Origin of the sequence: Streptomyces sp. NPDC056734 (genome assembly GCF_042790455.1) — a bacterium.
Taxonomy (GTDB): Bacteria; Actinomycetota; Actinomycetes; order Streptomycetales; family Streptomycetaceae; genus Streptomyces.
Genome location: NZ_JBHTZD010000004.1, coordinates 241,112 through 266,846, shown reverse-complemented (window position 1 = coordinate 266,846; position 25,735 = coordinate 241,112). Strand labels below are relative to the sequence as shown.

Here is a 25,735-nt window from a genome sequence, read left to right as displayed (position 1 = left end):
AGCCGGAGCAGTGACGTCCGCAGTCGGCCCCGCGGCACACCCACCCCCGAAGGGACGGACCCGGTCACAGACGGCAACCGCACCCGGACCAGTGACAGCCCCAGCCCACCCCGCAACCCACCCACCCCCCAAGGGACGGACCCGGTCGGAGGCGGCGGCCGTCCCCGGCCCCGTGGCGGCGGACCCGGCCGGTACCGCGGCGGCGGCGACGGCGACGGACGTCATCGCTCCTCCCCGGTTTCCAGCGAAGCGACCAGCGTGGCGATCCCCGTGACCCGCGGCTCCGCCATCATCGACATGTGGTCGCCGTCGGTGATGTGGAGCGTGAGCCCGCCGCGGGCGATCTGCCGCCAGCGGTCGACGTAGGTGTCGTGGTCGACGTCGAGGCCGGGCATCGCGACGCCGCGGGGCAGGCCGGCGGCCTCGCTGCCGACCACCAGGTGGAGGTGGCCGGGGTGGGGCCGGACCTCGTAGGAGGCCAGGGCCGCCAGGAGGGAGTGCCAGACCTCGATGGGGGCGTTCTCGACGAGCGCGGCCTCGGCCGGGCTCATGCCCGCCCCGAGGAGGGTGGCGGTGAGTTCGGCGGTGGCCCGGTCGCGCCGGGCGGAGGGCGGCAGTGCGCGCAGCCGGTCCCGCAGGCGCAGGGCTTCGCGCAGGTCGCGGGTGACACCGTCGAGGCGGGCGCGGGCCACGGGGTTGGGCAGATAGGGCTCGACGAGGACGAGCGGGGCGACGGGATGTCCGGCCTGGTGGAGCTGGGTGGCCATCTCCAGGGCGATGTTGGCGCCCATGGACCAGCCGAGCAGGGCGTGCGGGCCCGCCGCCGCGCGGTCGGTGATCTCGGCGGCGTAGTTGGCGGCGATGCCGGTCACCGTGCTGGGGTCGACGCCGCCGAGGAGACCACGGGCCTGGAAGGCGTGGACGGCGCGGCCGGGCGGCAGGGCGCGGGCCAGCGGGACGAACCAGGCGGCGCTGCCCCCGGTGGGGTGCACGCACCACAGGGGTTCACCCGCGCCCTCGCGCAGCCGTACCTCGGAGGTGACGGTGGCGGGCAGTGCCTGGCCGATCGCGCGGGTGGCGTGGGCGGCGAGGCGGGCGAGGGTGGGGTGTTCGATCAGGTCGCCGACGGTGACGGGCAGTCCGCGTCCGGCGGCCAGCAGGGAGACACGGACGGTGGACAGGGAGCTGCCGCCGATGCGGAAGAAGTCGTCGTGCGCCCCGATGCGGGACAGGCCCAGTACCTCGCGCCAGATCTCGCCGAGGATCCGCTCGGCCGGGGTGGCGGGCGCGACGTACCCGCTCTCGTCGTGGTCGAGTTCGGCCGGCGGCAGGGGCAGGGCCCGCTTGTCGGTCTTTCCGCTGCGGTTGACGGGCAGCTCGTCCAGGACGACGAAGCGGGCGGGCAGCATGTACGCGGGCAGCGTGGTCCGCAGGGCGGCGCGCAGATCCTCGGGGGTGGGCCGGCCGGTGCCGGCGGTGACGAGGTAGGCGACGAGGGCGGGTTCGCCGCCGGGCAGGTCGGTGCGGTGCAGGACGACGGCCTGCCGGATGCCGGGCAGCCGGCGCAACGCGTGCTCGATCTCGCCGAGTTCGATGCGGAAGCCGCGCAGTTTGACCTGGGCGTCCCGGCGGCCCAGCCACTCCACGGTGCCGTCGGGCCGGTAGGCGCCGAGGTCGCCGGTGCGGCACAGCCGTTCACCGGGCTCACCGTAGGGGTCGGGGACGTAGGTGGCGGCGGTCAGGGCGGGCCGGTCCAGGTAGCCGCGGCCGACGGCCTGTCCGCCGAGGTGGATCTCGCCGGGGACGCCGACCGGGACCGGCTGGAGGTCGTCGTCGAGGACGTGGACGCGGGTGTTGCGGATGGGGGTGCCGACGGGCGGGCGGCCCTGGCCGGGGGCGAGATCGGCGGCGACCGACCAGACGGTGGTCTCGGTGAGGCCGTAGACGTTCTGGAAGCGGCGCCCGGCCGACCAGCGGTCGGCGAGTTCGGCGGGGCACGCCTCGCCCGCGACCTGGAGGACGCGCAGTTCGGGGAAGGTGTCCTCGCCCAGGACGGCGAGGGCGCTGGGCGGGAGCATGCCGCCGGTGATCCGGGCCTCGCGCAGGGTGCGGGCCAGGTCCGGGCCGGGGCGCAGCTCCTGCGTGGGCGCGGTGACCAGGCATCCGCCGTTGGTGAGTGACCAGGTCAGCTCCAGGACGGAGGCGTCGAAGCCGAAGGACGCGAACTGGAGGACGCGGTCCTCGGGGGTGGGGTCCACCAGGTCGCGCTGGCCCTCGATCATGTTGGACAGACCGCGGTGCGCGATGGCGACGCCCTTGGGGACGCCGGTGGAGCCGGAGGTGTAGATGAGGTAGGCGAGCGTGTCGGCGTCGGGCTCGCGGCCCGGCACCGGTCCGACCGGCTCGGCGGGCACGTCCAGGTGGATCGTGGGCCCGTCGAAGGGTACGGCGCCGTCCAGGGCGCGCTGGGTCAGCAGGACCCGCATGCCGCTGTCCCCGGCCATGAACGCGAGCCGCTCGGTGGGGTGCTGCGGGTCGAGCGGCAGGAAGGCGCCGCCCGAGCGCAGCACACCGAGGGCGGCGCGCACCCAGTCCGCGCCCCGGTCGACGCAGATGCCGACCACGGTCTCCGGTCCGACGCCGAGCAGCCGCAGCCGCCGGGCCATCTGCTCGGCCTGCTGGTGGAGTTCGGCGTAGGTCAGCGGCTGTCCGCGGTGCTCGACGGCGACGGCGCGCGGGGTGCGGGCGGCCTGTGCGGCGACGTGCTCGTGGAACAGCAGTGGAGAGGAGGGCAGTTGGGGGCCGCTGGCCCAGTCGAGGACGGTGGCGCGGGCGGTGCCGGTGGCCGTCGGCCGGGTGGCCCGGGCGTGCGGGTCGGCGGTCATGGCCTCCAGCTGGGCCACGTACACGTCGGCGACCTGCTCGGCGGTGGCCGGGGCGACGTGGGCCGGGTCCACGTCGAGGGTGAAGGCGTTGACGCTCGCGTTCACCAGCAGCGGGAACATGGTGCGGGCGATCTCCAGGGAGTCGTCCCAGGAGTCGTGCGCGAGCCGGTGGAAGTTGACGTAGTTGAAGACGGTGTCGGTCAGGCTCGGTTCGGTGGGACGCAGCCGGGCGATGCGGACCAGGGGCACCCTGCGGTGCGGGAGCATCTCCTGCTCGGCGGTGAACACGTCCCGCAGATAGGAGAGCCAGTCGCCGCGCGGGCGGTCGACGCCGAACGGCACGGTGTTGAGGAACAGTCCGCGCATCCGGTCGGCGCCGGGCACCTCCGGGCGGCCGTTGGTGACCAGGCCGACGCTGTGTCCCCGGACGCTGTCGTCGCGGTCGGCGAACAGGCTCATCGTGTGGTGGAAGGCCGCGACGAGCACGGTACGGCGGGGCACGCCCGCCTCCTTGGCGAGGCGGCCGATGCGCTCGGCGAGGTGGGCGTAGGAGCGCCGCACCTCGTGCACCGGCGGCTCGTCCGGGGCCGGCGCCTCGGTGCGGCGGCGCAGGGTGACGGGGCGCAGCGCGGCGAGCCGGTCGCTCCAGTAGGCCAGGGACTCCTCGCTGTCGAGGGCGGCCCGCTCCAGGGCGACGTACTCGGCGAAGGCCGGGACGCTCGGCGGGCGCGGGGCGACGCGCTGGGTGACGGCCTCCCGGTGCAGGGCGAGCAGGTCGGCGACGAGGGAGGTCAGGCTCCAGCCGTCGAGGACGACATGGCAGTCGGTGAGGACGAGGCGCAGGTCGTGGTCGGTGATGTGGTGGAGGTGGATACGGACGAGCGGGGCTGCGGCGAGGTCGAAGCGGCGGTCGAACTCCTCGTCGACGAAGCGGCGCAGCCGGGCCCGCTGCTCCTCTCGGGGCAGGCCGCGCAGGTCGGTGTAGCCGACGGACAGACGGGCGGCGCGGTGCACGAGCTGGAGGGGCTCGCGGTAGGTGACGAGGTCGACGCAGGTCCGCAGGATCGGGTGGGCGGCGACGACGGCGTCGACGGCGGCCTGGAAGGCGGCGGCGTCGAACCCTTCAGGGGTGCTGATCTTGAGATCGGTGACGTTGTGGTAGGCGCCGCGCCGGGGGTCGGCGAGCATCTCGTGCAGCATGCCCGCCTGGAGCATGGTCAGCGGGTAGGCGTCGGCGAGGCCCTCGGGCAGCCGGTCCGCGTCGGCGGGGTCGACCAGGGAGAAGGGGGCGACCGGTTCGGGGGCGTCGACGGCCTCGGTGACGAGTTCCGCGAGGTCTTCGAGGCTGCGGGCGCGGAAGACGTCGGCGACGGTGAACGCGAGTCCGGCGAGCCGGCCGACGCCGACCAGCCGCAGGGCGAGGATGGAGTCGCCGCCGAGGTCGAAGAAGTTGTCGGTGCGGCTGACGTGCTCGGCGCCCAGGACCTGGCTGAACACCTCGGCCAGGGCCCGCTCGGTCGCTCCCTCGGGGGCGATGTGGGCGGAGTGTCCGGCCGCGGTGGGGCGGACCGCGGTGAGGGCCGCGCGGTCCACCTTGCCGTTGGCGGTCAGGGGCAGCCGCTCGTGGCGTACGAAGAGGGCGGGGACCATGTACTCGGGCAGGGTCACCCGTAGCCGTTCCCGCAGGGCGGGCGCGTCCAGGGGGCGGCCCTCGGGGGTGACGACGTGGGCGACCAGACGGGCGGTGCCGTCGTCGTGGCGGGCGACGACCGCGGTGTCGGCGACGCCGGGCAGGGCGCGCAGGGCGGTCTCGATCTCGCCGGGCTCGATGCGGTGGCCGCGGATCTTGACCTGGTGGTCGGCGCGGCCGACGTAGGCGAGTTGTCCGTCGGGCAGGACGCGGACGAGGTCGCCGGTGCGGTACATCCGGGTGCCGGGGGCGGCGAAGGGGTCGTCGAGGAAGCGTTCGGCGGTCAACTCGGGCCGGTTGCGGTAGCCGCGCGCCACTCCGCCGCCGGAGACATGGAGTTCACCGACCGTGCCGCGCGGGACGAGGCGGCCCGACGCGTCCAGGACGTAGCCGTGGGCTCCGTCGAGCGGGCGTCCGACGGGTGAGCGGACGGGGCCGTGGACGTCGTCCTCGGTGAGGGTGCGGATCGTGACGTGCACCGTGGTCTCGGTGATGCCGTACATGTTCACCAGGGCCGGGTGGGGACCGGGGGCGGTGAACCAGTCGCGGTAGTCGCGTACGTCGAAGGCGTCGCCGCCGAAGACGACGGTGCGCAGGGCGAGGGCCGAGAAGTCGGCCGCGGCCTCCTGGAGATGGGCGCGCAGGCCCTTGAACGCGGCCGGGGTCTGGTTGAGGACGGTGACGCCCTCCTCGCGCAGCACCCGCAGGACGGCGGCCGGATCGCGCACCTGGTCGGCGGTGAGGACCGTGACGCGCCCGCCGGTGGTGAGCGGGGCCCACAGCTCCCACACGGAGAAGTCGAACGCGGGCGAATGCATCAGGGTCCATACGTCGTCGGGGCCGAAGTCGAAGTGCCGTTCGGCGGCGCCGAGCAGCCAGGCCAGGTTCCCGTGGGTGATCTCGACGCCCTTGGGGCGGCCGGTGGAGCCGGAGGTGTAGATGACGTAGGCGAGATCGTCGAGGGCGGGGACGGCGTCCGGCGCTCCGGGTGCGTCCTCGGCCCGGTCGGGACCGTCCTCGGCCCGGTCGGGACCGTCCTCGGCCCGGTCGAGGGTGTCGTCCAGGTCCAGCAGCCGGGCCGGCAGTCCCTCGGCGGCGTGCCGGGTGGCGGTGTCCGTGACGATCAGTTCGATGCCGGAGTCGGCGACGGTGAACTCGCGGCGTGCCTGGGGGTGGGTCGGGTCGAGCGGGAGATAGGCGGCGCCGGCCCGCCATATGGCGAGGAGGGCGACGGCGAGTTCGGGGGTGCGGTCGAGGCAGACGCCGACGAGCGCGCCCGCGGTGACGCCCGCCGCCCGCAGCCGCCGGGCCAGTGCCGTGGCACGGGCGTCGAGCCGGGCGTAGGTGAGGGACCGTCCCGAGCCGGTGACGGCGACCGCGTGCGGGGTGCGGGCGATGTGGTCGGCGAGGCGGTCGGCGGCGGTGCGCGGGGCCGGACCGCCGTCCTCGCCGGCGCGTGCGGGGCCGTCCGGTCCCAGCAGGTGGGCGCGGTCGGCCGCGCCGAGCGGGTCGACGGCGCTCAGCGGGGTGTCGGGGGCGGCGTGGAACGCCTCCAGGAACCTCACGGTGTGCCGGGCGAGCGCGGCGACGGACTCCTCGGCGAACAGGTCCGGCCGGTAGACGAAGGCCAGTTCGGTACGGCCCGCGCCCTCGCGCAGGTCGAGGGTGAGGTCGAACTTGGCGGTGGTGAGCCCGATCCGGTACGGCCGTCCGCTCGCCTCGCCGAGCACGAGGGTGCCCGCGCCGGTCTCGGTGTGCGTGTACAGCACCTGCACCAGGGGATTGCGGGCCAGGTCGCGCTCGGGGCTGAGCGCGTCGACGACCTTCTCGAACGGCAGCGACTGGTGCGAGAAGGCGTCCAGGACCCGCTCGCGGGTGCGGGCGAGCAGCGCGGCGGGGGTCGGGTCGTCGCCGAGGTCGCCGCGCAGCACGAGCGTGTTGACGAAGAAGCCGACGACTTGCTCCGTCTCGGCGCGTTCGCGGTTGGCGACGACGGTGCCGACGGCGATGTCGTGCTGTCCGCTGTGGAAGGCGAGCGCGGTCTGGAAGGCGGCCAGCACCGTCATGTACGTCGTCGTCCCGGCCCGGCGGCCCACGGCGGCGAGGGCGTCGGTCAGGGCGGGCGGCAGGGTGACGGTGTGGACCTCGCCGCGGCTGGACGGCGTTTCGGGGCGCGGGTGGTCGGTGGGCAGGTCCAGCGGGGTGAGTCCGGCGAGCCGTCCGGTCCAGTGGTCCAGGGCGGCGCTCTGGTCGCCGGCGCGCTGCCAGAGCGCGTAGTCGGCGTAGTCCAGGGGCAGTTCGGGCAGGTCGGCGCGGTGTGCCCCGGTCCTGGCCCGGTACAGCTCGGCCAGGTCACGCACGAGGATGCCGAGCGACCAGCCGTCGGAGACGATGTGGTGCATTCCCAGGACCAGTACGTGGTCGTCGTCGGCCGCGCGGACGAGAGTGGCCCGGAAGGCGGGCTCGCGGGCGAGGTCGAAGGGGCGCAGCGCGGCGGCGTGGACGGCGCCGTCCAGGTGCCGGCCGGGGTCCTCGCCCGCCGCGGCGCTCACGTCGACGAGGTCGAGGACGGCTCGGCCTACGCGGCCGGCGGGCAGGACCCGCTGGTGCGGGATGCCCTCGTGCTCGGGGAAGACGACCCGCAGTTGTTCGTGGCGGGCGACGAGGTCGGCGACGGCGGCGCGCAGGGCCGGCACGTCCAGGGGGCCGCTGAGCCGCCAGGCGGCGGGCAGCAGGTAGGTGGGGGCGTGGGGGTCGAGCCGGTCGAGGAAGTACAGGCGCTGCTGGGCGGCGGACAGCGGGGTCCGCTCCGGGCGGGGCCGGACACGGACGGGGCCGTCGTCGCGCTCGGCCGACCGGCCGCGCAGCCGCTGTTCCCACAGGCGCCGGGCGGCCGGGGAGAGGCCGCCTCCCGTGGGGAGGGGACCGGGGCGCACGTCGGACGTGGTCATGGGGACACTCCGAATCTCAGGTCTGCGGAGGGGTGAGGGGGTGGGCGCGGGCCGTCGGCGGGGCGGCCCGCGCGGCCGGTCAGAGGTCAGCGGTCTCAGAAGCCGGCGGTCTCGGGGGCGGGGGTCTCAGCGGTCGCCGGCCTCAGAGGCAGCGGTCTCACAAGCCAGCGGTCTCAGAAGTCGGCGGTCAGGGACAGATCGATCTCGTCATCGCTCATCTGCGAGATCAGCTCCAGCAGACGGCGTTCCACCTCGGCGGCGAGCCGTTCCACGGTCGGGTGTTCGAACAGGTCACGGACCTGGAAGGGGCAGTCGAACGCGGTCCGCAGCCGGGAGGCGACCGAGACGGCGCGCAGAGAGTGACCGCCGAGGGCGAAGAAGTCGTCGTGGACGCCGACCCGGGGCAGGTCGAGGACCTCGCACCAGATCTGGGCGACGACCGTCTCGGCCGGGGTCCGCGGGGTCACGAGGGGGTGCGGTGCGCGGGCCGCGGGCTCGGGAAGGGCGGCGGTGTCCAGTTTGCCCTGGACGGTCAGTGGCAGGGCGTCGAGCAGGACGAACGCCGAGGGGACGAGGTAGTGCGGCAGCTGGGTCCGGCAGTGGGTGGCGAGGGCTTCCTCGGAGAGGCCGTCGCCCGCGACGTAGCCGACCAGGGCCGGTTCGCCGTACGGGGTGCGGACCACCACGGCGGCGCCGCGCACGCCGGGGTGGGCGCGCAGCACGGCCTCGGCCTCGCCCGGTTCGACGCGGAAGCCGCGGATCTTGACCTGGTCGTCGTCGCGGCCGAGGAACTCCAGCTCACCGGAGGGCAGTCGGCGCACCATGTCACCGGTGCGGTAGACGCGGGCGCCGGGTCGGCCGTGCGGGTCGGGCACGAACCGTTCGGCGGTGAGGGCGGGCCTCCCGAGGTATCCGCGGGCCAGTTCCGGCCCACCGACGAGGAGTTCGCCGGGGACGCCGTGCGGGGCCAGTTCGCCGCGGGGATCGACCACGTAGGTGCGGCGGCTGCCCAGGGCGCGGCCGATGGGCACCCGTCCGCCGGGGCGGACCCGTACGGTGTGCGCGGTCGCGGAGATGACCGACTCGGTGGGGCCGTAGGTGTTGACGACGGGCACGCCGGGCAGGTGCGCGAACCACCGGTCCAGCGGGTCGGCGGGCAGCGCCTCTCCCCCGGTCACCAGCAGCCGCAGACCGGCGAGCCGGGGGGCCAGCGCGTCCAGGCGGGCCACCAGTTCCGCCCAGTAGGACGGGGTCAGTTCCATGACGGTGATCCCGGTCGCGGCGACCCGGTCGGCGAGTTCCTCCGGCGCCCAGATCTCGTCGGGCCGTACGACCACGCTCGCGCCGACGCTCAGCGCGGGCAGGATCTGTTCCAGGGAGGCGTCGAAGGAGGTCGAGGCGAAGGTGAGCACCCGGTCCCGGTCGATGAGGCCGAACGCCTCGCGGGCGGTGGCGACATGGGCGTCCAGGGCGTGGTGCTCGACGCCGACGGCCTTGGGCCTGCCGGTGGAGCCCGAGGTGAAGATGACGTAGGCGAGGTCGTCGGGTCGCGGCGGATGGCGGTGGCCGCCGGGAAGGGGCGGGCTGTCGTCGGCGCGCACGGTCCGGACGCCGAGTGCGGCGACCGCGTCCCGGGTGCGCGCGTCGCACACCACGTGTCCCACGCCCGCCTCCTGAAGCATGTACCGCAGCCGCTCGGGCGGGAGCTGCGGGTCGAGGGGGACGTAGACGCCCCCGGTCCGCCATACGGCGAGCATGGCGGCGACCGACTGGACGCCCCGGCCCACGCACACCCCGATCGCGTCGGCGGGGGCGGCGCCGGCGTCCGTGAGCGCGGCGGCGATCCCCCCGGCGCGGGCGTCGAGGTCGGCGTAGGTGAGGGCGGTGTCGTCGCAGACGACGGCGGTCGCGTCCGGGCGGCCCGCCGGGGCGAAGGCGGGTGCGGCGGGCGCGGTGCGTCCGGCGGCCGTGAGCAGGTCCTCGCGTTCGTCCGCCGACAGCAGGGGTGCCTCGTCGACGCGGACTTCCGGGGTGTCGACCAGCGTGCGCAGCATCCGGCCGGTGTGGTCGGCGAAGCGGGTGGCGGTGGCCGGGTCGAAGAGGTCGGCGGCGTACTCGACGTTGAGTGCGAAGCCGCGGTCGCGGATCACGAAGGTGACGGTGAGGTCGAACTTGGCGGAGTTCCAGGGCAGGGTGAGGTCGGTGGCGTCCAGGCCCGGGAGGCCGGAGCGGCCGGGGAAGGCGTCCTGGACGTCGACCATGACCTGGAAGAGCGGGTTGCGGGACAGGTCGCGCTCGGGGCGCAGCCGTTCCACGACCTGGTCGAAGGGGACCTCCTGGTGGTCGAAGGCGCCCAGGACGACATCGCGGACCCGGTCCACGAGGGTGCCGAGGGCAGGTCTGCCGGAGAGGTCCGTGCGCAGCACGACCGTGTTGACGAAGAAGCCGACGACGGGCTCCAGTTCGACCCGTCCGCGCCCGGCGACGGGGGTGCCGACCGGGATGTCGCGCTGTCCGGTCCAGCGGGCCAGGACCGCCTGGGCGGCGGCGAGCAGCACCATGAAGCGGGTGGCGCCGTGCGCGCGGGCGAGGGTGTCGACGCGGCCGACGAGGTCGTGGGGCAGTTCGACCTCGACCGCGCCGCCCCGGCCGGTGAACGCGGCGGGGCGGGGCCGGTCCGTGGGCAGGTCCAGCACCGGGGTGCCGTCCAGGACGCGCTCCCAGTAGGCGAGTTGGGGTTCCAGGGCGCCGCTGTCGGCGCGGTCCCGCTGCCAGACGGCGAAGTCGCCGTACTGCACGGGCAGGGGCGGCAGTCCGGCGGCGCGGGCCTGGACGCGGGCGTGGTAGTGCTGGGCGAGTTCGTCCAGCAGGACGCCCTTGGACCAGCCGTCGGTGACGGCGTGGTGCAGCGCGATCAGCACGACATGGTCGTCGTCGGCCAGTTCCCACACGCCGGAGCGCAGCAGGGGCGGCCTGGCGAGATCGAACCGGCGGGTGGCGAAGGCCGCGGCGACGGGGCGGAGCGCCTCGACCCGGTCGTCCTGTCCGTCGGCGGTCTCGGGCACGCGTTCCCAGTGGAGCGGGACACCGACCGGGTCGCACACCTCCTGCACCGGGCGGCCGTCGGCCTCGATGAGGGCGGTGCGCAGGACCTCGTGACGGGCGACCAGGTCGTCCAGGGCCCGCTGCCAGGCAGAGCGGTCGAGGCCGCCGCGCACCCGCCAGCAGTACCACAGCAGATAGGAGTCGCCCCGGTCGGAGGTGCGGTCCAGGAACCACAGGCGTTCCTGGGCGAAGGAGAGCGGCAGCGGCCGGTCACGGTCGACGGGCACCACCTCGGTGCCGCCCGAGCCGCGGGCGGCGGCCACGCGCGGGGCGAAGCCCCGGACGGTGGGGTGCTCGAACACGGTGCGCAGTTCGATCTCGCGGCCCAGGCGCTGGGCGATCCGGGAGACGGCCATGGTGGCGAGCAGGGAGTGCCCGCCGAGGTCGAAGAAGCTGTCGTCGAGACCGACGCGCTCCAGGCCCAGCACGTCCGCCCACACCTCGGCGACGATCCGCTCGGTCTCGTCACGCGGTGCCGCGTAGGCGGCACCGGTGGTGGAACGGGTGTGCACGGGGTCGGGGAGTGCGGACCGGTCGAGTTTGCCGGAGACCCCGACCGGCAGGGCGTCCAGGACGACGAAGTCGGACGGAACGGCGTGGTGCGGGAGGTAGCGCGCGCACCAGGCGCGCAGTTCGGGCCGATCCGGTGCGGCGGGGGCGCCGGGGGCGGGCACGACGTAGCCGATCAGGCTGCGGCCGGTGGCGCGGTCGGGGCGGGCGGCGGCCTGGGCGACGAGCGGGCAGGCCCGCAGCACCGTCTCCACCTCGCCGAGTTCGATACGGAAGCCGCGGACCTTGACCTGGTCGTCGTGGCGGCCGAGGAACTCCAGGTCTCCGCCGGGTGTCCAGCGCACGATGTCGCCGGTGCGGTAGAGGCGTCCGCCGGGCGGCCCGTGGGGGTCGGGCACGAAGCGTTCGGCGGTCAGGGCGGGGCGGCCCAGATAGCCGCGTGCCACCTCGGTGCCGCCGATGAGGAGTTCACCGCCGACACCGACCGGGACGGGTGCGCCGTCGGTGTCGACGACGTACACGCGGCGCTCGCCCAGGGGCCGGCCGATGGGCACGGTGTGGGCGGGCGGGTCGTCGGCGTCGTAGGTGGTGGCGGTGACGGTGGTCTCGGTGGGGCCGTAGGCGTTGACGACCCGGACCCGGGGGACGGCGGCACGCCACGCGGCGAGGGTGTCGGGCGGGACGGCCTCGCCGCCCAGGACCAGCAGCCGCAGGGTGCCGAGGGCGGCGGCGAGGCGCCGGTCCAGGGAGAGCGTCAGTTCGGCCCAGTAGGTCGGGGGCACGTTGACGACGGTCAGAGCGTGCCGCTGGACGATCTCGGGGACCTGGGTGGGCAGCCAGGGCTCGTCGGGACGCATCACGACGGTGGCGCCGGAGGTGAGGGCGGGCAGAACCTGGTCGAGGGAGGCGTCGAAGGAGAAGGAGGCGAAGGCCAGGACCCGGTCGGCGGCGGTGATGCCGAAGCGGGCGCGGGCCGCGGCCACGTGCGAGGCGAGGGCGGCGTGTTCGACACCGACGGCCTTGGGGTGCCCGGTCGACCCGGAGGTGAAGATGACATGGGCGAGTTCACGCGGGTGCGGCCGGTGGCGAGGGCCGTCGGCGGCCGGGGCGACGGTCGTGGCATCAATGCGTACGGGGGCCAGGGCGTCGGCGTCGGCGGCGGTCGCCGGGTCGCCGATCACGCAGGCGAGGCGGGCCTCCCCGGCCATGAACCGCAGTCGCTCGGCGGGGAGTTCGGGGTCGAGGGGGACATAGACCCCGCCGGCCCGCCAGATCCCCTCGATGGCGGCGACCGACCACACTCCCCGGCGCAGCAGGACGCCCACCGCGTCGCCCGGTGCGACGCCCGCGGTCCTCAGTGCGGCGGCCAGATCGCCCGTCATCGCGTCGAGGTCCGCGTAGGTGGCGCTGTCGTCGCCGCAGGTGAGCGCTGTCGCTCCGGGGCTGCCGCGGAAGGTGAGGTGCGGCGCCCGGGCGGCGGGAGCGTCGGGGGCGCGATGCCAGTCGGGGCGGGGCCGGGCGAGCGCGCCGGGACGCGGGGGAAGCGCGCGGGCCAGCTCCCGCACGGGGGTGTCGGGTGCGGCCAGGACGGCGCGGACCAGAGACACGTACGCCTGGGCGAACGCCCGCATGGTGGCGGTGTCGAACAGGGCGGTGGCGTACTGGAGCAGGGCGGCGATGCTGCCGTCCGCGCGCAGCGTGAGATCGAGGAAGACGTCCAACGGGGTCTCGGCGAGCGGCGGTTCGACCAGGGACACCTCAAGCCCAGGCATCCGGACCGGCTGGATCGGTGTGTTGAGGAGGGTGAACGACGCCTGGGCGAGCGGGTGCCGGGACAGGTCGCGGGAGCCGCCGAGGGCACCGACGACGAGGTCGAAGGGCGCCTCGGCGTGCGCGAGGTCCACCGGGACCCGGCCGCGCACCCGGTCGAGCAGGGTGGTGAAGCCGGGTCCGCCCGCGAGGTCGGTGCGCAGGACGATGGTGTTGACCAGGGGGCCGATGAGGGCATCGGCGCCGGGGCGGGCGCGGTCGGCGAGGGTGCTGCACACGGCGATGTCGTCGTGGCCGGCCCAGTGGCCGAGGAGGGCCTGGTAGGCGGTGAGCAGGACCATGTAGCGCGTGGCGCGGCGTGCGCGGGCGAAGGTGTCCACGGCGGCGACCAGGTCGGCGGGCAGGTCGAAGCGGACGACATCGCCCGAGCCGTCCCAGGTGCGCGGGCGTGGCCGGTCGGTGGGCAGGCCGAGCGGCGTGAGGCCGGACAGCCGCTCGCGCCAGTGGCCGAGCAGGCGCTCCAGACGCGGGCCGCGCAGGCGTTCGGTCTGGGCGCGGGCCAGGTCGGGGTAGGCGACGGCGGGCGGGGTGACGGGTTCGCCGCGGTATCCGGCGGCGAGTTCCTCCAGCAGGACGCCCCACGACCAGCCGTCCACGGCGATGTGGTGCACCTCGACCAGCAGCAGATGCTCGTCGGGGGCGACGCGGGCGAGGACGGCGCGGACGGGCGGCTGCGCCGCGAGGTCGACGGGCCGTCCGAGGAAGCGGGCGTACAGGTCGTCTGCGCCCTTCGCCTCGACCCGCTCCAGGGCGATGCCGTCCGGGGCGTCGACCACCGGGACCGGTTCGCCGTCGACGGCCGTGAACCGGGTGCGCAGCACCTCGTGCCGGTCCACGACCGAGGACAGCGACCGGTGCAGCCGCTCCGGGTCCAGATCGCCGTGCAGCCGCAGGACCAGCGGGAGCATCGACTCGCTGGAGGAACCGGCGAGCTGGTCCATGAACCACAGTCGGCGCTGCGCGAAGGACGCGGTGCGGGTGTCGACGCCGTCCAAGGCCCTCTCGGGGGCCGGTCCTGCTGTCACTGTGAGCCTCCAAGCCGTGTTTCACAGCAGACTGCCGTCGACGGCCACGGGCCCCATAGGGAAGAAAACGCAGCACCGCGCGCAGTACGGGCTGCCGTGCCGACTCGGTGCAGGTCAGGGCACGGCACAGCACGGCGCCGATCGCGAACTGCCCCTGGGCGCACCGCGCTCGCCGCCGGGCCCCATCGTCATGACCCGCTGACCCGGGTCAAGGACGCCGGTCGTCAACCGGTCCCCAGGAACGATCAAGGGCCGGTTTCGGATCTCTCCGAAACCGGCCCTGACCTGCGACTGTCTCCAGTCGGGACGACAGGATTTGAACCTGCGACCCCTTGACCCCCAGTCAAGTGCGCTACCAAGCTGCGCCACGTCCCGATGCCGTCTGACCTGGGCGTTTCCCTGGCCGAACGCGCACAGAAACCATACCGCACTCCGCCGGGTGGTCGCGCACCCGTTTCCTTGACCTGAACTTCGGTTGAGGTTGCACCATCGTCCGTATGACGATCACCGAACCGCGCGAGCGCTCCTTCGGCTACGACGACCTGCCCGCGCTGATGAGCCGGATGACCGGCGACGAGAAGCACGGACCGGCCGCGACCTCCACCCTGGACGTGCTGTGGGTGCTCTACGACCGGGTGCTGCGGGTGAGCCCCGGGCGCAGGACGGATCCCGGGCGGGACCGGTTCCTGCTGTCCAAGGGGCACGGGCCGATGGCGTACTACGCGGTCCTGGCCGCCAAGGGGTTCGTGCCGGTCGGGTGGCTCTCCGGTTTCGGTTCGTACGACTCCCCGCTCGGTCACCATCCCGACCGCACCCTGGTGCCCGGCGTGGAGATCGGCAGCGGTTCGCTGGGGCACGGGCTGCCGATCGCCGTCGGCACGGCGCTGGGACTGCGCGCCCAGGGGCTCCCCGGGCCGGCGGTGTGGACGCTGATCGGGGACGCCGAGCTGGACGAGGGCAGCAATCACGAGGCCATCGCGTACGCCGGTCCGGCCGGCCTGGAGCGGCTGCACACGGTCGTGGTCGACAACTCCTCCGCCACCTACGCCCGGCCCGGCGGGATCGCCGCCCGCTTCGAGGCCGCGGGCTGGTCCGCCCGCACGGTCGACGGCCGCGATCACCGGGCGCTGTACGACGCCTTCACCGCACCGCACCCCGGCCGCCCGCATGTCGTCGTGGCCCGCGTCGAAGCCAAGTAGTTCCCGTCCGTCCGGGGCCTCCCCACCTACGAAAGGCACCTTCCCACCATGGACACCATGCGTGACCGTTTCGCCCCCACCATGGCGCGGCTGCTCGACGAGGATCCGCGGGTCGCGGTGGTCCTCGCCGAGATCGGCGTGGCCGCGTTCGACGACGTACGGCCGCGCCATCCGGACCGGGTGATCAACGTCGGGATCCGTGAGCAGCTGCTCATCGGGGCCGGGGCGGGGCTGGCGCTGACCGGGCTGCGGCCGGTGATCCACACCTTCGCCAGTTTCCTCGTGGAGCGGCCCTTCGAGCAGGTCAAGCTGGACCTCGGCCATCAGGACGTGGGCGCGGTGCTGGTGAGCGCCGCCGCGTCCTTCGACTGGCCCGCGGGCGGGTACACCCATATGGCGCCCGGCGATGTCGCCGTCCTGGACACGCTCGACGGCTGGACCGTCCATGTGCCGGGGCACCCGGACGAGGCCGAGACCCTGCTCCGGCACGCCGTCGCCGCGGGCGACGACAAGGTGTACGTCCGGCTGTCGGTCCAGTCGAACGCCGAGCCGCTCCCGGTCGACGGTGCCCGTTTCCACACCGTCCGCGCGGGCCGCTCCGGCGTGGTCGTCGCCGTCGGGCCGACCCTGGACGCCGTGCTCGCCGCGACCGAGGGCCTCGATGTCACGGTCCTGTACGCCACGACCGTACGGCCCTTCGACGCGGCCGCCCTGCGGGCCGCCACCGAGCGGGCCGGAACCGATGTAGTCCTGGTCGAGCCGTATCTCGCGGGCACCTCCACCGCCGTCGCGGGCGATGCCCTCGCCGATGTCCCGCACCGGATCCTCGGCCTCGGCGTGGGCCGCCGTGAGCTGCGCCGCTACGGCACGGCCGAGGAGCATGCCGCGGCGCACGGGCTGGACGCCGGGTCGCTGCGGGAGCGGATCAGCGGGTTCCTGGCGGGAGCGCGGGTGCCGCTCACCCTGTGACCGTTCGCAAGGGCCCTCAGCTCGGCTGCCGGTCGCGCTCCTCCCGGATCGCCGGGCCGCCCGCGCCCACCGGTGGGGCGTCCACCCGTACGAGATTGCGGACCGCCGGTATCGCGAGCAGGGCGATGACGACGAAGACGCTGGTCACGGCGGCCACCATGAGGACGCCTCCGGCACCCAGACCGGCGGCGGCCGGGCCGGCGAGGGCCTGGCCGACCGGCATCATCGCGAGGGAGCCCGCCACGTCATAGGCATGGATCCGGTTGAGGACGTCCGGCTGGACCTGGGTCTGGACGCTGGTCGCCCACATCACGCTCCAGAACGCCATCCCGGCCCCCGCCACCGCCGCGCCCGCCGCCATCGCGGCCACGCCCATGCCGAGCCCGACCGTCGCCGGGAACCCGGCGAAGCCGAGCAGGCTGATCGCGCCCGCGCGCAGCATCCGGCGCGGCCGGATCCGCAGGGCGAGCAGTCCGCCGACCACGGTCCCGGCCCCGAGCGCCGAATTGACCAGGCCGTACGCCCCGGCGCCGTGCTCGCCCACCACCTCGGTCGCCACCAGCGGGGTGGTCGGGCCCCAGACGGCGATCATGTACAGACACCAGACGAGGATCACGCCCCAGAGCCAGGTGCGGGAACGGAACTCCCGCCAGCCCTCCACCAGATCGCCCCGGAAGGTGCTCTTCGCCCGGCCGTGCGGCGTGTGGCGCGTGCCGTACGCCGGTCTCGGCAGCCGGAGGAACAGCAGGCACAGCGCGCTGATCCCATAGGTGGCCGCGTGGGCGACGAACACCCCGCCGGGGTCGGTGAGTCCGACCAGGACACCCGCGGCGGCGGGTCCGGCGAGCTGGGCCGCGGACTCGGCGATGCGTATCGCGCCGTTGGCGCCCTGGACATCACTGGCCAGCCGCGGGACCGTGCTGGCCACGCCGGGCTGGAAGACGGCGCCCGCCACGCCGTTGACCACGCCGATCGCGCAGATCTCCCAGAGCACCACCCGCCCGGAGAAGAACAGCGCGGCCGTCACGGCCTGGGTGACCAGGCGCACCAGGTCGGCGCCGATCATCAGCCCCCGGGTGCCGAACCGGTCGGCGATCACCCCGCCGAAGACGACGAGCGCGGCGAAGGAGGCGGCCGTCGACGCCATCGCGAGGCCCACCGCGCCCGCCCCGTACCCGTGCTGGAGCAGTCCGGCGGCCAGGGCCACCGGCAGCATGGTGTCACCGAGCCGGGCGACCGCGCGGGCGACGAAGAACAGCCCGAAGTCCCGCGACCAGACCGGCGGCGGGGTCTTCCCGTCCCGCGCCCCCGCCCCCACGGCGCCTACCACTCCCGCTCCCGGTGGGCCGTCCCCCGTCGACTGCGTTGACCTCCCGGACATCGTGCGCGCACCCCTCCCCGGCTGATCCGCCGATCCCCACCACTGATCTTCGGATCATGCCACGGGCCACTGACAACGCCCCGGCGCGTCATCTCCCGGCGGGCGTCCCCAGCCGGGGGTGGGCTTCCAGGAGTCGGGTCGGGGCGGCCTGGCGCCAGGAGTCGGCGAGGATGTCCCTCAGCTCGTCCTCGCCCTCCAGCGCGGCCAGCCGGACCCGCACCCAGGCGAACTGTGCCTCGTGACCGGCGATCCAGAACTTCTCCGGTTCGGCGAGGACCAGTTCGTCGCGCTCCTCCTTGGGGCAGCGCACGGCGATGGAGGTCTCGTCCTCGGGCAGCGTGGCGAACATCTTGCCCGCGACCCGGAAGGTGGGCATGCTCCAGGCGATCTTCTCCGTCGTCTCCGGCAGCGACAGGGCGATTCGGCGTACGGTTTCGGCATCCGGCATGACAGGCACGGTAACCGCTGCCACTGACAAGGGCCTGGTGCGCGGGGGTCTCCGGCGACGGGCCGGTTCAAGGGCGCGCGTGCGGGGCCAGCCGCTTGTAGTAGATCGACGTCGGCCGTGGCACGCCCCGCGGGTCGGCCGCGTAGTCGGGGATCGCGCCGATCCGGGTCCAGCCCGCCGAGCCGTACAGCCGCTCGGCCCCGCTGTCCGTCTCGGTGTCCAGGTGCAGCATCGTGATGCCGGACGCGGCGGCGGCCTCCTCGGCGGTGGCCAGGAGCCGGCGGCCGAGGCCCCGCCCGCGTGCGTCGCGGTGGACCATCAGCTTGACCAGTTCGGCGCGATGACGGCTGTTGGGCTTGCCGGGAAAGGCGAGACTCACGGTACCGACGACCCGGCCCGCGACCCGGCCCACCTCTCCGCCCGCCCCCGCGTCCCCCGGGCGCGCTTCCTCTCCCTCCGCCTCCGTAGCGACCCACACCGCCCGCCGCCCCTCGGCCACCCCCGCCGCCCACTCCCCCCACCACGCGAGCGCCTCCGCGCGTTCGAGGGGTGCGAGGAAACCGACCGACGCGCCGCCGTCGACCGAGTCGGCCAGCAGGTCCGCCAAGTCGTCCGCCAGAAAGCCGAGGCGGGCGGCGTCCACGCGCGTGATCCTCACGGCAGCACCACCGCCAGCACATACCGCGCGTCCCCCGGCCCCGGGCACCAAAACCGCGTCGCCCCCCACACCCGCAGCCGCAGACAGTCCCCCGCCTCCAGCAGATACCCGGTGTCCTCCGCCGTGATCTCCACCCTGCCCTCCAGGAGCCAGATGTGCTGTTCCAGGCCGGGCACGGGCGGCCGGTCGTAGGCGATGTCGGCGCCGGGCGTCAGCCGTCCCTCGACCAGTTCGCCGCGCAGCCCCGGATGCGGCGGCGACACGGACCGGCGTACGAAACCGGACGCGCGGTCCTCCCACACGGGCTGGTCGGCGGCGCGCAGCAGCGGCGCGGGGCCGGCCGCCTCCACCTCGCCGAGCAGCCGGGACATGGTCCGGCCATAGACATGGCAGAGGCGGTTGAGGGTGGCGGCGGTGGGGCTGATCTCGGCGCGTTCGGCGCGGGAGAGGGTGGAGCGGCTCACTCCGGTGCGCTCGGCGAGATCGTCCAGCGACCAGCCGCGCTCGGCGCGGAGTTCGGCCAGGCGGGTGGCCAGCCGGGCGTCCACGGGATCGTCGTCTCTCATCCTTCGCCCCTCACCGCGTCTCTCGCATTCGGGATGATATCCCAGATGTGAGACAGTCATACGAGACAGCAGCCGGACACCCTCACGGCTCACACCCGCACGGCTCACACCGGCGCCGCCTCCCCCAGCGCCGCCAGTACCGGGCGGATCAGCGGGTGTTCCTCGGCGCCACGGCGTACGGCGGCGAAGACCCGGCGGGTCGGGGCGATCCCGTCGACCGGGCGGACGACCACGCCGGTGAGGTCCATACCGTGCAGCGCGGAGCGCGGTACGAGGGCGACGCCGAGCCCGGCGGAGGCGAGGGCGACGACCGCGCGGAAGTCGTCGGAGGAGTGCTCCAGACGGGGCTGGAAGCCCGCGTTCTCGCAGGCGAGGACGACCACGTCATGGCAGGGATTGCCGGGGTAGGGGCCGATCCACGGGTCCTTGGCCAGCCCGGCCAGCGGCACCACGGCCGCGTCGGCGAGCCGGTGGGCGATGGGCACGACCGCGTCGAACGGCTCGGCGTACAGCGGCACCGGGGACAGCCGGGGGTCGTCGGCGGGCGGCGCCCCCCGGTACTCGACGGCCACGGCGACATCGATCTGCCGGTCCAGCACCATCGCGAGACTGGCGTCGCCCTCGGCGTCCCGGACCCGGATGCGGATGCCGGGCGCGGTCGCGGCGAGCCGGGCCACGGCCGGGGCGACGACGAGGGCGATGCCGGTGGCGAAGGAGGCGACGGTGACCGTACCGGCCGCGCCGGAGCCGTAGGCGGCCAGCTCCGCCTCGGCCCGCTCCAGCTGGGCGAGCACGGCGTGGGTGTGGCCGAGCAGGATCTCGCCGGCCGGGGTGAGCCGTACGCCCTTGGCGCCGCGCTCCACCAGACGGTGGCCGGTCTCCTGCTCCAGGGCGGTGAGCTGCTGGGAGACGGCCGAGGGGGTGAGGTAGAGCGCGGCGGCCGCCGCGGTGACCGTGCGGTGGTCGGCCACCGCGCGCAGGATGTGGAGCCGCCGTGCCTCGATCATGGGCCCATTATCGTGCCAGAGCGTCGGCCCTGGTCAGACGGCCAGTTCCGCGCGGGCGGCGACGAACGCGTCCACGGCCCGGTGCACGTCCTGCGGGGTGTGGGCGGCGGACAGCTGGACCCGGATACGGGCCTGGCCCTGCGGGACGACGGGGTAGGAGAAGCCGACGACGTACACCCCGCGTTCCAGCAGCAGTTCGGCCATCCGGCCCGCCTCGGCCGCGTCGCCGATCATGACGGGCGCGATGGGGTGGTCGCCGGGGAGGAGGTCGAAGCCCTCCTCGGTCATCCGGGCACGGAACAGCGCGGTGTTCGCCCTGAGCCGCTGGCGCAGGTCCCCCGCCGACTCCAGCAGGTCGAGGATCTTCAGGGAGGCGGCGGCGATCACCGGGGCGAGGGTGTTGGAGAACAGATAGGGGCGGGAGCGCTGGCGCAGCAGGGCGACGATCTCGGCGCGGGCGGCGACATAGCCGCCGGAGGCGCCGCCGAGGGCCTTGCCGAGGGTGCCGGTGATGATGTCGACGCGGTCCATGACGCCGTGGAGTTCGGGGGTGCCGCGTCCGCCGGGGCCGACGAAGCCGACGGCGTGCGAGTCGTCGACCATGACCATGGCGTCGTGGCGGTCGGCGAGGTCGCAGATCTCGGCGAGGGGGGCGACGTACCCGTCCATGGAGAAGACGCCGTCGGTGACGATGAGCCTGCGGCGGGCGTCGGAGGCGTCCTTGAGCTGCTGCTCCAGGTCGGCGAGATCGCGGTTGGCGTAGCGCAGACGGCGGGCCTTGGACAGCCGGATGCCGTCGATGATGGAGGCGTGGTTGAGGGCGTCGGAGATCACCGCGTCCTCGGGGCCGAGCAGTGTCTCGAAGACTCCGCCGTTGGCGTCGAAGCAGGAGGAGTACAGGATCGTGTCCTCCTGGCCGAGGAACGCCGACAGCCGGGCCTCCAGTTCCTTGTGCACCTCCTGCGTGCCGCAGATGAAGCGGACGGAGGCCATGCCGTAGCCCCAGCGGTCCAGCGCCTGGTGGGCGGCGGCGAGCACCTCGGGGTGGTCGGCGAGGCCAAGGTAGTTGTTGGCGCAGAAGTTGAGGACATCGCCGGGCCGCCCGCCCGCGCTCACCGTGACGGTCGCGGACTGCGGACCGGCGAGGACCCGCTCGGGCTTGTGCAGCCCGGCGGCCCTGATCTCGTCGAGGGTGGCGCGCAGATCGTCGCGCACGGATTCGAACATCGTGGAAGCTCCTCAGGGGTTACGCGGGGACGTGGTTACGCGGGGACGCCAGGGCACGGACACGACTACCCGGTCCAGTCCAGGATGACCTTGCCGCCCGTGCCACCGGCGGCATCCTCGAAGGCCGTCTCGAAGTCGCGGTAGCCGTAGCGGCCGGTGATCACGGGGGCGAGGTCGAGGCCGCCTTCGAGCAGCACCGACATGGCGTACCAGGTCTCGAACATCTCACGGCCGTAGATGCCCTTGATCGTGATCATCGACGTGACGATCCGGGCCCAGTCGACGGGGAACTCCTCGGCGGGCAGCCCCAGCATGGCGATCCGGCCGCCGTGGGTCAGATTGCCGATGATGTCGCGCAGCGCCTCGGGGCGGCCGGACATCTCCAGGCCGACATCGAAGCCCTCGCGCAGTCCGAGGGTGCGCTGCCCGTCGGCGACCGACTCGGCGGAGACGTTCAGCGCGAGGCTCACGCCGATCTTCCGGGCCAGCTCCAGACGCTCCTCGCTGACGTCGGTGATCATGACGTGCCGGGCGCCCGCGTGCCGGGCGACGGCGGCGGCCATCAGGCCGATCGGCCCGGCGCCGGTGATCAGCACATCCTCGCCGACCAGCGGGAACGACAGCGCGGTGTGCACGGCGTTGCCGAACGGGTCGAAGATCGCGGCGACATCGAGGTCGACGGGGACCCGGTGCACCCACACATTGCCCGCGGGCAGGGCGACGTACTCGGCGAAGGCGCCGTCGCGGCCGACGCCCAGTCCGACGGTGGCCCGGCACAGATGACGCCGCCCGGCCAGACAGTTACGGCATTTGCCGCACACCAGATGGCCCTCGCCGCTCACCCGGTCGCCCACGTCGATGTCGGTGACGTCCCGGCCGGTGGCGACGACCTCGCCGACGAACTCGTGTCCGACGACCAGCGGGGTACGGATCGTCTGCCGGGCCCAGCCGTCCCAGGACCGGATGTGCAGATCGGTGCCGCAGATGCCGGTGCGCAGCACCTTGATGAGGACATCGCCGGGCCCGACGGCCGGCTCGGGCACGTCGGCGAGCCACAGACCGGGCTCCGCCTTCTCCTTGACCAGCGCCTTCACGCTACGGCTCCAGGGGTTCGGGTACCGGGCGCGGGCATGCCGAGGCGGCCCGGACCGGGGAGGGAGGGTGGATTCCGGTAGCAATCTGCCCCACGGGAGCGCCCCGGTCCATCGAGGATTTCTTAAGCGGTACCCCAGCTTTGCTACAGGCCGGGCACGGGGAGGGCCCGGCGACGCGCGCGTGCCTCCCCCACGTACACCCGAGGCGGCGGCCTCGATACGTCACCCGGCGCAGTCCCGGGTGCGCCGCCCCGCGCCGGCTGGGAGGCTCGGCGTCCGGCGGCGGGACGGATTCCGCCCGACACGGGAGAGCCACCCATGCGTGAGTTTCTGGTCCAGATCACCACCAAGGTGCCCGACGGCACCCCGCGCGAGGAGGTTACCGCGCGCCGCGCCGCCGAGACGGAACGCTCGGCGGAACTGGCCGCCGCCGGCCATCTGTGGCGGCTGTGGCGCCCCGAGGGCGAGCGCCGCAGCATCGGCATCTGGTGCGCCGACGACGAAGCGGACCTGCACGCGCGCGTGCTGGACACCCTCCCGCTGCGGCCCTGGATGACGGTCTCCGTCACCCCCCTCGAACCGCACCCGAGCGACCCGGGCCGCGCGGGGAAGTGACCGATGAGATCCACGACATGCGCGTAGAGCGCCCCGCGGCTGCCGTACGACGGCCAGAATCGAGGGACGTCACCGGCCGCCGCGGTCGGTGACCCGCTCGGCCGACCGACCAGGAGCCGCCCATGAACACCGCCCGGGACCTCGCGATCGTCGCCCTGGACTCGGCGCCCGAACGCCCGCTGGAGCAGGGCGATCTGTCGCTGGCGCTGGCCGGGGCCGAGCTGCTCGACCTGGCCGACGCGGGCGCACTCTCCCTGGACGGCGACCACATCGTTCCCGGCACGGCGTCCGACACGGGTGACCGCCTGCTGGACGGGGCCGCGGCGCTGCTGGTCCGCGAGCGGCCGTACGAGTCGGTCGAGGACTGGCTGTGGCGACGGGGGCGGGAACTGGCCGCCGCCTACACGGCCGACCTGGAGAAGGACGGGCTCGCGGCCCGTCCGCGCGGGCGCCGGATTCCGCTCAGGGCCTCCCGCGCGGAGCTGGTGGACTCACCGGAACGCGGTCGGGCCCGCGAGCGGCTGACCGCCGGGGATCCCGTCCTCACCGCGCTCGCTTCTGCGGCCGGGGTCGGCGGGGACGGCGGGGACACGGGGGGCGGGGCCACGGGGGCGGATCTGTCAGAGGACGAGGGCAAGGCGACCGACGAAACCCGCACCGACGACTCCCTCACCACCGAACCCCTCGCCGACGAGCCTTTCGCCGATGAGTCCCTCACCGCCGTTCTCGCCGCCGTCGGGGGCGCGGTGATGGAGCTGGAGGCCGTACGCCAGCGCCGGGCCATCGAGAACGCGGCGTTCGACAATGTGTGGCGCGGGTGGTGAGCCGTTGAGGACCGGGCGGGGCGCGGGGTGGGCTACACCCCCTCCCCGCCCACCCCCTCACAACGCCGGTAATCCGTCCGCCTCCCGGCGTTCCAGGCGGGCGGCGAGTTCCGCGGCGGCGGCCTTGATGGTCTCCAGGCCCGGCCGTCCCCAGGGGCGGGGTGTGACGTCGGAGACGGACACGGTGCCCAGCACCATGCCCAGGGTGTCGATCATCGGCGCGCCCAGATAGGAGCGGACGCCGAACTCGTCGACGACCGGATTGCCCGCGAACCGCGGATAGTCGCGGACGTCGTCGAGGGCCAGCGCCCGGCGCCGCGCCACCACGTGGGTGCAGAAGCCGTGCTCGCGCGGCAGGAAGCGGCCGATCTCGGGGCGGGTGCCGTCCTCCCGGACCACCGGCACCGGGTCCGCCAGGTGCAGCCCGGCGAAGAACTGCCCGTTCCCGGCGAGGAAGTTGACCATCGCGTACGGCGCCCCGGTGTGCTCGGCGAGGCGGGTGGCGAAGGCGTCGAGGGCGGGCTCGGGGCGTTCACCGAGGCCCAGCCCGCGCAGTCGGCGGGCACGGGCGGGTGCCTCTTTGTCCTCGGGCGTGAGCAGCAGCCGGCCTGCCGGGCGGGGCGGCTCGTAGCTCATCGCCCGTCTCCCTCGCTGTGGACGTGTGGCATGTGCGGCTCCGATGGGTGGGGTGGTGCGGGCGGCGGGGCCGTCACCGGTGCGCGCCATTGCTCGGCGCGGGGTCCGGGGAGTGGGCGATCAGATGACGGACGAGGGTGAGCAGGGTCTGGACCCCGGACGCGGAGATCCGGGCGTCGCAGCGCACGACGGGGATCCTCGGGTCCAGGTCGAGCGCGGCGCGCACCTCCTCGGGGTCGTAGCGGTGGCCGCCGTCGAACTCGTTGACGGCGACGATGAATCCGAGGCCGCGCTCCTCGAAGAAGTCGACGGCGGCGAAGCATTCGGCGAGGCGCCGGGTGTCGACCATGACGACCGCGCCGAGGGCGCCCTCGGACAGCTCGTCCCACATGAACCAGAACCGTTCCTGTCCGGGGGTGCCGAACAGATACAGCACATGGTCGGGATCGAGGGTGATCCGGCCGAAGTCCATGGCGACGGTCGTCTCGACCTTGTTCTCGACGCCGTCGAGACTGTCGGTCGCCTCGCCGGCGGTGGTGAGCAGTTCCTCGGTGCTGAGCGGCGCGATCTCGCTGACCGCGCCGACGAAGGTGGTCTTGCCGACGCCGAAGCCGCCGGCGACCAGGATCTTCAGCGCGGTGGGGAACGGATCTCTGTCGCCTCCTTGGTCGTCGCGGCGGCGGTCGGTCACGGCGTCGTACCCATGCGGTGCAAGGTCATGGCGGGCCGCGCCGGTGGCGGGGTCAGAGCTGTCGTCGTAGTCCATCGAGCACTGCCTCCAGAAGAGCCCGGTCTGTGGGGTTGTGGTGGAACACGGGGGGCTTGGTGGTGAGCGCCCCGCAGTCGAGGAGGTCGGACAGCAGCACCTTGGTGACCACCGCCGGCAGCTTCAGCTGGGCTGCCACCTCGGCGACGGAGACGGGTGCCCTGCACAGGTGGAGCACCTGGGCCTGTTCCGGGCCGAGATAGCCGAGGGGGGTCGCCCCGGTGGCCATCAGCTGCGACATCAGATCCAGTGCGACGGAGGGGCGGGTGCGGCCGTTGCTGACGGTGAACGGCCGCACCAGCCGTCCCGCCGCGTCGTCGAGCCAGGGCCCGTCGCCGGTCGCCGCCAC

Annotated in this window: 16 protein-coding genes and 1 tRNA gene; 4 read left to right on the top strand and 13 right to left on the bottom strand. The window is 74.2% G+C overall.

Features of this window, described 5'->3' with window-relative positions; all coding sequences use genetic code 11:
* Positions 1–221 precede the first annotated feature (221 nt).
* The 3 genes from ACFRFC_RS07555 to ACFRFC_RS07545 all read right to left on the bottom strand — a co-directional run bounded on the left by ACFRFC_RS07555 (position 222) and on the right by ACFRFC_RS07545 (position 14,371).
* The gene (locus ACFRFC_RS07555; RefSeq protein ID WP_382686495.1) at positions 222–7,526 is read right to left on the bottom strand and encodes an amino acid adenylation domain-containing protein; all 7,305 of its coding nucleotides are present in this window, start codon (positions 7,524–7,526) and stop codon (positions 222–224) included.
* 173 nt (positions 7,527–7,699) lie between these two features.
* Positions 7,700–13,996 (bottom strand): amino acid adenylation domain-containing protein, encoded by a 6,297-nt coding sequence (locus ACFRFC_RS07550; RefSeq protein WP_382686498.1) that lies wholly within the window; start codon positions 13,994–13,996, stop codon positions 7,700–7,702.
* Positions 13,997–14,297: 301 nt separating this feature from the next.
* Positions 14,298–14,371: transfer RNA gene (locus ACFRFC_RS07545), tRNA-Pro, on the bottom strand.
* A 122-nt stretch (positions 14,372–14,493) separates the two neighbouring features.
* Here ACFRFC_RS07545 and ACFRFC_RS07540 point away from each other — a divergent pair.
* On the top strand, positions 14,494–15,195 hold the full coding sequence (locus tag ACFRFC_RS07540; protein WP_382686500.1) for a transketolase: 702 nt from the start codon (positions 14,494–14,496) through the stop codon (positions 15,193–15,195).
* A gap of 48 nt (positions 15,196–15,243) precedes the next feature.
* Positions 15,244–16,164, top strand: coding sequence for a transketolase family protein (locus ACFRFC_RS07535; protein ID WP_382686503.1), 921 nt, complete (start codon positions 15,244–15,246; stop codon positions 16,162–16,164).
* Positions 16,165–16,180: 16 nt separating this feature from the next.
* Here the strand turns inward: ACFRFC_RS07535 and ACFRFC_RS07530 are convergent, their stop codons facing one another.
* From ACFRFC_RS07530 to tdh, 7 genes are all read right to left on the bottom strand, one after another.
* A complete protein-coding gene (locus ACFRFC_RS07530) occupies positions 16,181–17,545 on the bottom strand; it encodes an MFS transporter (protein ID WP_382686505.1) in 1,365 nt (454 codons plus the stop codon).
* Between the two features lie 88 nt (positions 17,546–17,633).
* Positions 17,634–17,993, bottom strand: a complete 360-nt coding sequence (locus tag ACFRFC_RS07525) for an MmcQ/YjbR family DNA-binding protein (protein WP_382686508.1) — start codon at positions 17,991–17,993, stop codon at positions 17,634–17,636.
* A gap of 67 nt (positions 17,994–18,060) precedes the next feature.
* Positions 18,061–18,651, bottom strand: a complete 591-nt coding sequence (locus ACFRFC_RS07520) for a GNAT family N-acetyltransferase (RefSeq protein ID WP_382686511.1) — start codon at positions 18,649–18,651, stop codon at positions 18,061–18,063.
* Positions 18,648–19,217 carry a helix-turn-helix domain-containing protein gene (locus ACFRFC_RS07515; RefSeq protein ID WP_382686513.1) on the bottom strand — a complete coding sequence of 190 codons (570 nt, stop codon included), beginning with the start codon at positions 19,215–19,217 and terminating at the stop codon, positions 18,648–18,650. The genes ACFRFC_RS07520 and ACFRFC_RS07515 overlap by 4 nt, the downstream gene beginning before the upstream one ends.
* A 104-nt stretch (positions 19,218–19,321) precedes the next feature.
* Positions 19,322–20,224, bottom strand: a complete 903-nt coding sequence (locus ACFRFC_RS07510; RefSeq protein WP_382686516.1) for a LysR family transcriptional regulator — start codon at positions 20,222–20,224, stop codon at positions 19,322–19,324.
* A 33-nt stretch (positions 20,225–20,257) separates the two neighbouring features.
* On the bottom strand, positions 20,258–21,451 hold the full coding sequence (locus ACFRFC_RS07505) for a glycine C-acetyltransferase (protein WP_382686519.1): 1,194 nt from the start codon (positions 21,449–21,451) through the stop codon (positions 20,258–20,260).
* A gap of 65 nt (positions 21,452–21,516) precedes the next feature.
* A complete protein-coding gene (gene tdh / locus ACFRFC_RS07500) occupies positions 21,517–22,545 on the bottom strand; it encodes an L-threonine 3-dehydrogenase (protein WP_382686520.1) in 1,029 nt (342 codons plus the stop codon).
* A gap of 318 nt (positions 22,546–22,863) precedes the next feature.
* Between tdh and ACFRFC_RS07495 the strand changes: the two genes are divergently transcribed.
* Positions 22,864–23,160, top strand: a complete 297-nt coding sequence (locus tag ACFRFC_RS07495; RefSeq protein WP_382686522.1) for a muconolactone Delta-isomerase family protein — start codon at positions 22,864–22,866, stop codon at positions 23,158–23,160.
* A 122-nt stretch (positions 23,161–23,282) separates the two neighbouring features.
* Entirely contained in the window at positions 23,283–23,984 is a 702-nt protein-coding gene (locus tag ACFRFC_RS07490; RefSeq protein WP_382686525.1) for a GPP34 family phosphoprotein, read from the top strand.
* Between the two features lie 57 nt (positions 23,985–24,041).
* Here the strand turns inward: ACFRFC_RS07490 and ACFRFC_RS07485 are convergent, their stop codons facing one another.
* From ACFRFC_RS07485 to ACFRFC_RS07475, 3 genes are all read right to left on the bottom strand, one after another.
* A complete protein-coding gene (locus tag ACFRFC_RS07485; RefSeq protein ID WP_382686528.1) occupies positions 24,042–24,620 on the bottom strand; it encodes a GAF domain-containing protein in 579 nt (192 codons plus the stop codon).
* 73 nt (positions 24,621–24,693) lie between these two features.
* The gene (locus ACFRFC_RS07480) at positions 24,694–25,386 is read right to left on the bottom strand and encodes an ATP/GTP-binding protein (protein WP_382686531.1); all 693 of its coding nucleotides are present in this window, start codon (positions 25,384–25,386) and stop codon (positions 24,694–24,696) included.
* The gene (locus ACFRFC_RS07475) at positions 25,364–25,735 is read right to left on the bottom strand and encodes a DUF742 domain-containing protein (protein ID WP_382686534.1); all 372 of its coding nucleotides are present in this window, start codon (positions 25,733–25,735) and stop codon (positions 25,364–25,366) included. Before ACFRFC_RS07475 ends, ACFRFC_RS07480 begins: the two co-directional genes overlap by 23 nt.

What these genes read in the sequence shown, in the direction of transcription:
- ACFRFC_RS07480 (WP_382686531.1), bottom strand. Translation starts at nt 25,386, where the DNA reads ATGGACTACGACGACAGCTCTGACCCCGCCACCGGCGCGGCCCGCCAT.
- ACFRFC_RS07495 (WP_382686522.1), top strand. Translation starts at nt 22,864, where the DNA reads ATGCGTGAGTTTCTGGTCCAGATCACCACCAAGGTGCCCGACGGCACC.
- ACFRFC_RS07505 (WP_382686519.1), bottom strand. Translation starts at nt 21,451, where the DNA reads ATGTTCGAATCCGTGCGCGACGATCTGCGCGCCACCCTCGACGAGATC.
- ACFRFC_RS07525 (WP_382686508.1), bottom strand. Translation starts at nt 17,993, where the DNA reads ATGCCGGATGCCGAAACCGTACGCCGAATCGCCCTGTCGCTGCCGGAG.
- ACFRFC_RS07535 (WP_382686503.1), top strand. Translation starts at nt 15,244, where the DNA reads ATGGACACCATGCGTGACCGTTTCGCCCCCACCATGGCGCGGCTGCTC.
- ACFRFC_RS07490 (WP_382686525.1), top strand. Translation starts at nt 23,283, where the DNA reads ATGAACACCGCCCGGGACCTCGCGATCGTCGCCCTGGACTCGGCGCCC.
- ACFRFC_RS07530 (WP_382686505.1), bottom strand. Translation starts at nt 17,545, where the DNA reads ATGTCCGGGAGGTCAACGCAGTCGACGGGGGACGGCCCACCGGGAGCG.
- ACFRFC_RS07540 (WP_382686500.1), top strand. Translation starts at nt 14,494, where the DNA reads ATGACGATCACCGAACCGCGCGAGCGCTCCTTCGGCTACGACGACCTG.
- ACFRFC_RS07510 (WP_382686516.1), bottom strand. Translation starts at nt 20,224, where the DNA reads ATGATCGAGGCACGGCGGCTCCACATCCTGCGCGCGGTGGCCGACCAC.
- ACFRFC_RS07555 (WP_382686495.1), bottom strand. Translation starts at nt 7,526, where the DNA reads ATGACCACGTCCGACGTGCGCCCCGGTCCCCTCCCCACGGGAGGCGGC.
- ACFRFC_RS07515 (WP_382686513.1), bottom strand. Translation starts at nt 19,217, where the DNA reads ATGAGAGACGACGATCCCGTGGACGCCCGGCTGGCCACCCGCCTGGCC.
- ACFRFC_RS07485 (WP_382686528.1), bottom strand. Translation starts at nt 24,620, where the DNA reads ATGAGCTACGAGCCGCCCCGCCCGGCAGGCCGGCTGCTGCTCACGCCC.